We start from the raw sequence: 9,540 nt of genomic DNA on the forward strand, positions 1-9,540 counted from the left end.
CAGCAGGCGATCCAGATGCAAACGATCGTGAGTCTGGTCTCCGCAGGCATGGGGTTGGCACTTGTGCCACAATCCGTGTCGAACCTGATGCGGCCGGGCGTAGAATACCGTGCCCTCGCCGACGCGACCCCGCTGGTCGAGACCGGCATCGCATGGCGCCGCGATAATCCTTCGCCGGTGCTCAAGGGCTTCCTGGAACTACTGAGGACAATTTAATTATGCTCGTTCACCCGCAACCGAACCCGGTCGCCTTCAGCATCGGCCCCGTCGACATCCACTGGTACGGGATCATGTACGTGGTCGCCTTCGCCCTGTTCATCCTGCTCGGCCGCGTCCGCATCAAGACGCAGGCCCACGTGCAGGCGCAGGGCTGGACCAACACCGACCTCGACGACATGCTGTTCTACGGGATGCTGGGCGTGGTGATCGGCGGACGCCTCGGCGAAGTGCTGTTCTACCGCCCGGACTATTATTTCTCGCACCCGGCCGAGATCTTCATGACGTGGCACGGCGGCATGTCGTACCACGGCGGCTTCCTCGGCGTGCTGATCGCGATGGCGCTGTGGGCCAGGAAGCGCGGCCGCAACCTGCTCGACGTGTACGATTTCATCGCGCCCATGGTCCCCATCGGCTATGCGTGCGGCCGTCTCGGTAATTTCATCAACGCGGAGCTGCCGGGCCGCCTGGCCGATCCGAACCTGCCGTGGGCGATGCTGTGGCCGGGCGTGGAAGGGCTGCGCCATCCATCGCCGCTGTACCAGATGCTCGTCGACGGCATCCTCGTCTTCGTGATCATGTGGCTGTTCGCGCGCAAGCCGCGGCCGCGCCTCGCCGTCGGTGCGCTCTACACGCTGCTGTATGGCTGCGCGCGTTTCTTCACGGAGTATTTCCGCGTGCCCGATTGGGAGACGCATGTGATGGGGTTGCCGATCACGTCGGGGCAGGTGTTGTCGCTGCCGATGATCGTGGCGGGGCTGATCATGCTGGGGTGGGCGTATTCAGGTTCAAATAAACGGGCCGTGCACGCCTGAACGTCGTCCCCGCGCAGGCGGGGAGCCAAGTTTTACGCATGTCGATAACGCGTACAAATTGGCCCCCTGCCTTCGCAGGGGCGACGGTTTGAATTACGTGGCCGGGATCGACACGCCCATCAACTCCAGCACCTTGTCCCATTGCGCTTTCGTCACCGGCGAAATGGACAACCTGCTGCCCTTCTGCAGCAGCACCATGTCTTCCAGCGCCGGCACCCCGCGCATCTCGGTCAGCGGCAGATAACGCCCTTCCGTCACCGCCGTCACGTCGACGGAGATCCAGCGCGGCTGCTCGCGCGTCGCCTTCGGATCGAAATAATGGCTGGAAGGGTCGAACTGCGACGCATCGGGATACGCGCCGCTGGCCACCTTCGCGATGCCCGCCACGCCCGGCACCGCGCAACTGGAGTGATAGAACAGGACGCCGTCGCCGACCTCCATCTGGTCGCGCATGAAATTGCGGGCCTGGTAGTTGCGCACGCCGAACCAGGCGACCGTCTTGCCGGGCGCCTTGAGGACGTCGGCGAAACTCACTTCATCGGGTTCGGATTTCATCAACCAGTAGCGCATGCGCGGGTCTCCATTCGTCAGCACAAATGAAAAAGCGGCTGCGAACTTATCGTACGCAACCGCTTCGGAATATATCCCCGCCTGTGCCGTTTTTGCCGGCATCCCGAACCTGATGGCTCAAGGTGGTCGTAGTCAGTTCAATTTCGGGTTCGTCGAACTAGCGACGATCGCGCCCACCAAACATGTTCCACAACCTATGCGAAAGAATGGTTCAAGGAATATATGGCAAATCTCGAACACCGCAGGGTAGACGGCAGTTTACTACGATGGCCGGGCATGTCAAACGTTTTTAGGATCAGGCCAGGTTTTGGTCGGCAGAGAGTGCGGCATCCAACACCGTGTGCATCGCCTCGAGTTTCTGCTTGACTTCCAGGATCGTCAGGTCCGCCAAGGGTCCCTGCGGCGCTTTCACGGACAGGAATTCGGCGGCCACCGACAGCGCCGCCATCACGGCGATGCGGTCCGTGCCCTTGACCTTGCCCGAGTCGCGCAATGCGCACATTTTGCCGTCGAGATAGGCCACGGCTTCGCGCAGCGTCTTCTCTTCGCCGTCGCGGCACGCCAGGCGATACGGCAAGCCCATGATGGTTACGTCCAGTTGGATCATTGCGGGGCCTCGGCGTCGTCGGTCGTCGTTTCGGGCGCGGGTTCGAGGTGCGCCAGCAGGGCTTCGACGCGCTGCTGGGCCGCGATCAGCCGGTTCTTGAAGTCGACGTTTTCCGCGCTGAGCAAGGCGTTCGCCTGGCGCAGCAAATAGTTCTCGCTGCGCAGCGCCTGGGTCAACTGGGCGAGCCGGTCGATCTTATCGGAGAGGTCTTGGAATTCGGAAATCATCCGTAACTATAGGATCGTCTTGAATTTTTCGTCAACAGGCGCGCGCTCCCGTGCGATCGTGCGCCCTGTCGCGGACGTTCGATGTTACCCTCATGTGCTTATGCATTCATCAACCGCCGCCCGGTCGCGCATCCGGCGGCGCGCCTTCCGTATTGTCCCAGCCCGTCCGAATCGGTTGCGAAACCGCAAAAAATTCCGTTAAAACCCGAACACTGTGGCTTGAAATGCCAAATTATCGTCCCTATAATTAGCACTCGTTAGTAGAGAGTGCTAACAAACCTTTCTACGCCGCAGTGAGTCGATCCCGAGGATGGCTGGCTGCGGTCCCTGGATAGCTCGTCAAACCAACTAAAAGGAGTTTTGCATGAACCTTCGCCCATTGCACGATCGCGTGATCGTGAAGCGTCTCGACCAGGAAACCAAAACCGCGTCCGGCCTGATCATCCCCGATGCGGCGGCCGAGAAGCCGGACCAAGGTGAAGTGCTGGCCGTTGGCAACGGCAAAGTGCAAGAGAACGGCAACGTCCGTCCGCTGGAAGTGAAAGTCGGCGACCGCGTCCTGTTCGGCAAGTACTCGGGCCAGGCCGTCAAGGTCAACGGCGAAGAGCTGCTGGTCATGCGCGAAGAAGACATCATGGCCGTCGTGGCCCAGTAATTCGTCCAATAACTTCCTGAAAAATCGGAGAATCAAATATGGCAGCTAAAGATGTAGTGTTCGGCGACGTAGCACGCGCCAAGATGGTCGAGGGTGTCAACATCCTGGCCAACGCAGTCAAAGTCACCCTGGGCCCGAAAGGCCGCAACGTCGTGCTGGAACGTTCGTTCGGCGCCCCGACCGTCACCAAGGACGGTGTCTCGGTCGCCAAAGAGATCGAACTGAAAGACAAGCTCATGAACATGGGCGCGCAGATGGTGAAGGAAGTCGCATCGAAGACCAGCGACAACGCCGGTGACGGCACCACCACCGCGACCGTGCTGGCACAAGCCATCGTCCGCGAAGGCATGAAGTTCGTTGCCGCCGGCATGAACCCGATGGACCTGAAGCGCGGCATCGACAAGGCCGTCGCCGCCACCGTCGAAGAACTGAAGAAGATCGCCAAGCCGACCACGACCTCGAAAGAGATCGCGCAAGTCGGTACCATCTCGGCCAACTCGGATTCGTCCGTCGGCGAGCGCATCGCCGAGGCGATGGAAAAAGTCGGCAAGGAAGGCGTCATCACCGTCGAAGACGGCAAGTCGCTGAACGACGAACTGGACATCGTGGAAGGCATGCAGTTCGACCGCGGCTACCTGTCGCCGTACTTCATCAACAACCCGGACAAGCAGGTTGCCGTTCACGAGAACCCGTTCGTCCTGCTGTGCGACAAGAAGATCTCGAACATCCGTGACCTGCTGCCGGTGCTGGAGCAAGTCGCCAAGGCTGGCCGTCCGCTGGTCATCGTCGCCGAAGACATCGAAGGCGAAGCGCTGGCGACCCTGGTCGTCAACAACATCCGCGGCATCCTGAAGACCGTTGCAGTGAAAGCCCCGGGCTTCGGCGACCGTCGCAAGGCCATGCTGGAAGACATCGCCATCCTGACCGGCGGCCAGGTGATCGCGGAAGAAGTCGGCCTGACCCTGGAAAAGGTCTCGCTGAACGAACTGGGCCAGGCCAAACGTATCGAAGTCGGCAAGGAAAACACCATCATCATCGATGGCGCCGGTGCCGCCGAAGCGATCGAAGCGCGCGTCAAGCAGATCCGCATCCAGATCGAAGAAGCGACCTCGGACTACGACCGTGAGAAGCTGCAGGAGCGCGTGGCCAAGCTGGCCGGCGGTGTTGCCGTGATCCGCGTCGGTGCCGCGACCGAAGTCGAAATGAAAGAGAAGAAAGCACGCGTGGAAGACGCGCTGCACGCCACCCGCGCTGCCGTCGAAGAAGGCATCGTCCCGGGCGGCGGCGTGGCCCTGCTGCGCGCCCGCGCCGCACTGCAGGTCAAGGGCGACAACCCGGACCAGGAAGCCGGCATCAAGATCGTCCTGCGCGCGATGGAAGAGCCGCTGCGCATGATCGTCCAGAACGCCGGTGAAGAGCCGTCGGTCGTCGTCGCCGCCGTCATCGCCGGCCAGGGCAACTACGGCTACAACGCCGCCAACGGCACCTATGGCGACATGGTCGAACAGGGCGTGCTGGATCCGGCCAAGGTCACCCGCTCGGCACTGCAGAACGCAGCGTCGATCGCCGGCCTGATGCTGACCACCGACTGCATGGTCTCGGAAGTCGTCGAAGACAAGCCGGCCGCTGGCGGCATGGGTGGCATGGGCGGCATGGGCGGCATGGGCATGGACGGCATGATGTAACAGCCGGTCCCCGCGCCGTACTACGTCGCACCGGAAGCCCGCAGGGTTCGCGCCCTGCGGGCTTTTTCTTTTGTCCGGACTAACCGTGCGAGCCTTGAACCGCAGCCGCTGCATACTGGCGGCATCGACTTGCAAAGCGGAGGCACCATGGCGGCAGTGAACCTGGACGAACTCGAACATGCGGCCCTCGTCGTCGACGATGGCGAAGGCCGCGCCACGGCCCTCGTCGCGCGCGCGACAGGCATGATCCATTTGCTCAACGACGACTACATGGACGAGGAAGCGCCAATGCCGGCCGACGCGGGCGCCGGCAGGAGCACGGAAGAAAGCGACTACGTGGCCGTGCCGCCCGCGAGCACGCTCGGCATCGGCGACCAGCTCGTGTTCCGCTTCGCCGCCACGCACCTCGCGGGCGACCAGGCGGCGATCCGCGACCTCGTCCGCGCCGAAGACACCGACGGCTTCGAGCGCCTGCTCGACGAGCGCGGCGCCACCGAGTCGTGGCAGCGTTTCCGCACCGAGGAAACGCAGACCGCGCTGCGCCGCTGGTGCGACGAGCACGGGCTGCGGGTCGGCGGCTGACGGCTCAGAACCGGGCCTCGAACGCCGCGCGCACACTGGGGCGGCGTACGTTGACGATACGGTTGCGCAGCACGCCGTCCAGCGTCGCGTAGCTGCTGTCGTTGACGAAGTCCGAGCCGGGCACGTTCACGGCCGTCACGCGCAGTGTCGATCCCGCGCCCAGTTTCCAGGCCGCGTAGATGTCGAGGTCACGCTGCGCGTGCAGGTACACCATCTGGTTCGTGGAAACGCGCACCGTGCCGCCCTGGCGAAACCCGAAGTTGACACCGGCCGAGAACCGGTTGCGCTGCCAGTCGGCGCCGAGGTTGGCGGACAGCGGCACCTGCTGGTTGAGCCGGTTGTCCGGGCCCCGCACGCCATCCACGTGCGACCAGTTGCGCGCGACGTCGCCGCGCAGTTCCAGCGTCCGCACCGGGAAATGCGTTTCGAGTTGGAGCGTGCGCGTCGTCGCGCTGCCGACGTTTTCCGGCTGCGACACCCAACGGCCTGCGGCCGCATCGAAGCGGACCAGGTTGCGCGTGGTGTCGTCGATGCGGCGCTGCGATGCGCTCACCGAGAACAGCGCGCCCGGTGCCCATTCGCGTTCATAGGCCGCATCGATGGCGAGCGCCAGTTCCGGCTTCAGGTTCGGGTTGCCCCGCACGTCCGGCTCGACCTGGCTGTTGTTCACGGTCGTGTAGCGGTGCGGCAGCAGCGCCTCCATGCCGGGCGCCTTGTACGTGCGCGCGACGGCGAGGCGCACACGGTCGTTGCGCTTCCCCGGCAATTGATACAGCGTCTGGACGATGGGACTGAACACGCTCGACCACGACCGCGCGCTGCCGAAGCCGGCGCCGTCGGCACGGATGCGCACGCCCTCCCAGCGCGTGCCGAGATAGGCCGACCAGGCGGGCGTTACCTGCCACTCGTCCTGTGCGTACAAGGCCAAACGCGTGACGGTGCCCGTGTAGCGTTCGTCGCCGTGCGGGATGACGAGCGATGGCTGCGTCGGATCGCGTTCGCGGCGCGCGTCCTCGCGGTGCGCGCGGCCGGCGTCCCAGCCGACGGCCAGCGCGTGGCCTTCCCACAGCGGCAAGGTCGCCTTGCCGGTCGTGCCGACGTCGCGGTCGTGGCCCGTCGAGTCGATGTCGCGGCGGAGTGATCCGACGGCCGGATTGCCGCCCGCATCGCGGTCGCTGCCATTGTCCGTGTAGCCGCCGGAGGCATTGAACTTCGTCTCCAGCTGGCCCCCGCCTTCGAAGCGGTGCACCCACTGGAGCGCCGCGCGCACCGAGCCCATGTCGTTGCTCATGCGGATATCCTGGCGCGGATACGGCGCCGCCTCGCCCAGCCATGTCGTCACCGGAGAACGGACGCCGACGCGGAAGCGGTTCAATGTCGCGAGTCCCTCCAGCGCGAGCGTGTCGCCGCCGTCCAATGTCCACGCGAGCCGGGGCACGAGGCTCAGCGTCGCCAGGTGACCGTGTTCCCGGCTGGCCGTCGTGCGCAGCAAGGTCGGGCGGCCGGCCGCGTCGAATCCTTCCTCGCGTGCGGGCACGTCGCCATCGAAGTCGTTGCGCATCGCCTCCAGCGCGAGCGAATACGAGAACCGGTCGCGCTTGTCCGCCACGCGCAGGCTCGCATTCGGGCTGCGCGTGTCGCGGCCCGCTTCGATACCGGCCTTGAACTCGCGCTCCCGGGTCCGGACGACCTTCTTCAGCACGATGTTGATGGTGCCCGCGATGGCCTGGGTCGGCAGGTCCGCACTGGCCGCGCGCCGCACCTCGATGCGCTCGACGGCATCGGGCGCCAGCGTGTCGAACGCGACGCCGGGCGGCACGCGTTCGCCGTCGACGAGCACCTGCGTATAGCCGTTGCCCAGTCCCTGCAGCCGCACCTCGCCGCCGCGCCCGGCGGCACCGTTCACCGTCACACCCGGTATCCGCTTGAGGGCGTCGAGCAGGTTCGTGTCGCCGTATTTCACGAGGTCCTCGTGGCGGACGACGATGCGGGCCGCGGTGTCGTCGCGGCGCGGGTCGTAGTCGGTCGCTTTGCCGCGCACGTCGACTTGCGCGGGCGGGGTGTCCTGCGCCAGGGCGGAGGCCGACACGATCAGGGAGGCAAGGATGGTGCGGCGTGGCGACATGGGACCTCGGCTGGTTGATTGTTCAATATGACAGCCGGACTGTAGCATTCAATTCCAATGATACGCAATGTTTACTTCCAACCAGTAGCAATCATGAATTCCTACAATAAGAAAAAATTATTGCCACTCTCGTCCGTTTTTGTTCAACATCTGCCATACTTCCCTGACCACATTGGCAAGGAGGAACGACACGTGAAACGATTTGCACTGCTTGCGGCCTTGCTGGCCGCGCTGCCGCTGACCGGCATCGCCGGCCCCGCCACGTCGCCGGAACGGCAGATCGACGCGCTGTTCGCCCAGTGGAACCGGCCGGCCGTGCCGGGCGCCGTGGTCGGGGTGATCCGCGACGGCAAGGTGGTGCTGACGAAGCGTTACGGGATGGCCGACATCGAACGCGGCGTGCCGATGTCGCCGTCCGCCGCCTTCTTCATCGGCTCGATGTCCAAGCAGTTCACCGCGTTTGCCATCCACCTGCTGGCACACGACGGCAAGCTGTCGCTCGACGACGACGTTCATAGGTACCTGCCCGACGTGCCGGACTTCGGCAAGAAGATCACCATCCGCCACCTGCTGCACCACACGAGCGGGTTGCGCGATTACTTCGACTTGATGGCCATGGCGGGCCTGCGCCCGGGCGACGTGATCGCCGAGGACAAGGCGCTGGCGTTGATCAGGCGCCAGCGCACACTCAACTTCGACCCCGGCCAGGAATGGGACTACTCGAACACCGGCTACGTGCTGCTCGCGCGGATCGTGGAGCACGTGGCCGGCAAACCGTTTCCGGAATTTGCACGCGAACGCATCTTCGTCCCGCTCGGCATGACGCACACGTTGTTCCAGCAGGACTACCGCACCCTCGTGCCCGGCCGTGTCCTGTCGTACGTGCCCGGCGACACCGGGGGCTACCAGTTCGCGCCGGTCAACATCTCGCCGGCCGGCGACGGCGGCGTGTTGACGACGCTGGGCGACCTGGCCCTGTGGGATCGCAATTTCTACGATGGACGCGTCGGCGGGATGGACGTGGTCAGGCAGATGCAGGTCACCGGCGTGCTCAATGACGGCAAGCCGATCGGATACGCCTCCGGCCTGTTTGTCCACAACTACCGCGCCTTGCGGCTCGTCGAGCATGGCGGCACGATCGGCGGCTACAGCACCCAGCTTTGGCGTTTTCCCGACCAGCGTCTGTCGGTCGTGGTGCTCGCCAACACGGCCGACATCGATACGTACGAGACCGTGCGCAGGATCGCCGACATGGCCCTCGACCGCGTACCCGGCGCGGCGCCGGCCGTGCCCGTGGCGCCCGCGAAGACGTTCAAGGAAGTCCAGCTCGACCCAGCACGGCTGGATGCGCTGGTCGGCTTTTACGCGACGTCGCCGCAATCCGGGATCACCTTCACCAAGGAGAACGGGCGGCTGATGGCGCTCGGCATGGGCTTCCCGAAAATGCCCGTGTTTGCCTATGGCGAGCGCGATTTCTTTGCCAGGGCGACCGATGCCCGCTTCAGCTTCGATCCGCCCGGCAAGGATGGCATCGTCGCGGGCGGCGTCCTGCACTGGGGCCAGCAGGATGTTCCCGCCATGCGCACCGCGCGTCCCATGCCTTCCGCAGCGGAGTTGCAGCGGCTCGAAGGCGATTTCTACAGCGACGAGCTGCACGTCCTGTATTCGATCGCAGGCAGGGACGGCGACCTCGTGCTGACCTATCCGGGCGGCACGGTCACGCTCGGTTTCAACGGCGAACGCGACTATGCTACTGGCTTTGGCACGATCAAGTACCAGTGCAGCGCCGATGGCTGCACCGGGTTCACGATCAGTACGGAGAGAGCACGCAACGTTCAGTTCAGGCGGGTCGCTCTGACTTCAGCCAGCCGCTAAGTTGCTGGGCAACACCAGTTGGTTTAGACTGGTTCTTTCCCTTCCAACTTGCCCACATGTCCGCACGTTCGTTCCGCCTGCTGAGCGCCGCCCTCTTCGCCCTGGCCGTGCTGGCCGCCTGCAAGGGCGAAAAACCGGCGCCGCCGCCGAAACCGGCCGCCGTCCAGGCGCCGGTTTTTCGCC

The 9,540-nt window shown here is 64.5% G+C and carries 10 protein-coding genes and 1 other RNA gene; 6 read left to right on the plus strand and 5 right to left on the minus strand.

Annotation, left to right across the window (positions count from 1 at the left end; translation table 11 throughout):
- A partial coding sequence (locus ACEN88_RS17305; RefSeq protein ID WP_413341500.1) for a LysR substrate-binding domain-containing protein occupies nt 1-216 on the plus strand: 216 nt, incomplete at its 5' end.
- Between the two features lie 2 nt (nt 217-218).
- Nucleotides 219-1,031: a prolipoprotein diacylglyceryl transferase gene (gene lgt, locus ACEN88_RS17310; protein WP_056130620.1), complete on the plus strand. Its 813-nt coding sequence runs from the start codon at nt 219-221 to the stop codon at nt 1,029-1,031.
- 93 nt (nt 1,032-1,124) lie between these two features.
- Here the strand turns inward: lgt and ACEN88_RS17315 are convergent, their stop codons facing one another.
- The 4 genes from ACEN88_RS17315 to ACEN88_RS17330 form a co-directional block, all read right to left on the minus strand.
- Entirely contained in the window at nt 1,125-1,601 is a 477-nt protein-coding gene (locus tag ACEN88_RS17315) for an EVE domain-containing protein (protein ID WP_413341502.1), read from the minus strand.
- A gap of 70 nt (nt 1,602-1,671) precedes the next feature.
- Nucleotides 1,672-1,852: non-coding RNA, 6S RNA (gene ssrS, locus ACEN88_RS17320), on the minus strand.
- A gap of 44 nt (nt 1,853-1,896) precedes the next feature.
- A complete protein-coding gene (locus ACEN88_RS17325; protein WP_056130616.1) occupies nt 1,897-2,208 on the minus strand; it encodes a cell division protein ZapA in 312 nt (103 codons plus the stop codon).
- Nucleotides 2,205-2,435: a hypothetical protein gene (locus tag ACEN88_RS17330; RefSeq protein WP_056130612.1), complete on the minus strand. Its 231-nt coding sequence runs from the start codon at nt 2,433-2,435 to the stop codon at nt 2,205-2,207. Before ACEN88_RS17330 ends, ACEN88_RS17325 begins: the two co-directional genes overlap by 4 nt.
- 364 nt (nt 2,436-2,799) lie before the next feature.
- Between ACEN88_RS17330 and groES the strand changes: the two genes are divergently transcribed.
- The 3 genes from groES to ACEN88_RS17345 all read left to right on the plus strand — a co-directional run bounded on the left by groES (nt 2,800) and on the right by ACEN88_RS17345 (nt 5,357).
- Entirely contained in the window at nt 2,800-3,090 is a 291-nt protein-coding gene (groES, locus tag ACEN88_RS17335) for a co-chaperone GroES (protein ID WP_056130611.1), read from the plus strand.
- 38 nt (nt 3,091-3,128) lie between these two features.
- Nucleotides 3,129-4,775, plus strand: coding sequence for a chaperonin GroEL (gene groL, locus ACEN88_RS17340; protein ID WP_413341504.1), 1,647 nt, complete (start codon nt 3,129-3,131; stop codon nt 4,773-4,775).
- A gap of 147 nt (nt 4,776-4,922) precedes the next feature.
- The gene (locus tag ACEN88_RS17345) at nt 4,923-5,357 is read left to right on the plus strand and encodes a hypothetical protein (RefSeq protein ID WP_413341505.1); all 435 of its coding nucleotides are present in this window, start codon (nt 4,923-4,925) and stop codon (nt 5,355-5,357) included.
- 4 nt (nt 5,358-5,361) lie between these two features.
- Here the strand turns inward: ACEN88_RS17345 and ACEN88_RS17350 are convergent, their stop codons facing one another.
- Entirely contained in the window at nt 5,362-7,482 is a 2,121-nt protein-coding gene (locus tag ACEN88_RS17350; protein WP_413341507.1) for a TonB-dependent receptor plug domain-containing protein, read from the minus strand.
- A 192-nt stretch (nt 7,483-7,674) separates the two neighbouring features.
- Between ACEN88_RS17350 and ACEN88_RS17355 the strand changes: the two genes are divergently transcribed.
- A complete protein-coding gene (locus ACEN88_RS17355; protein WP_413341509.1) occupies nt 7,675-9,357 on the plus strand; it encodes a serine hydrolase in 1,683 nt (560 codons plus the stop codon).
- The last annotated feature ends 183 nt before the right edge of the window (nt 9,358-9,540 follow it).

The sequence above is a fragment of the Massilia sp. CT11-108 genome, from assembly GCF_047302915.1.
GTDB classification, from domain to species: Bacteria; Pseudomonadota; Gammaproteobacteria; order Burkholderiales; family Burkholderiaceae_D; genus Telluria; species Telluria orientalis.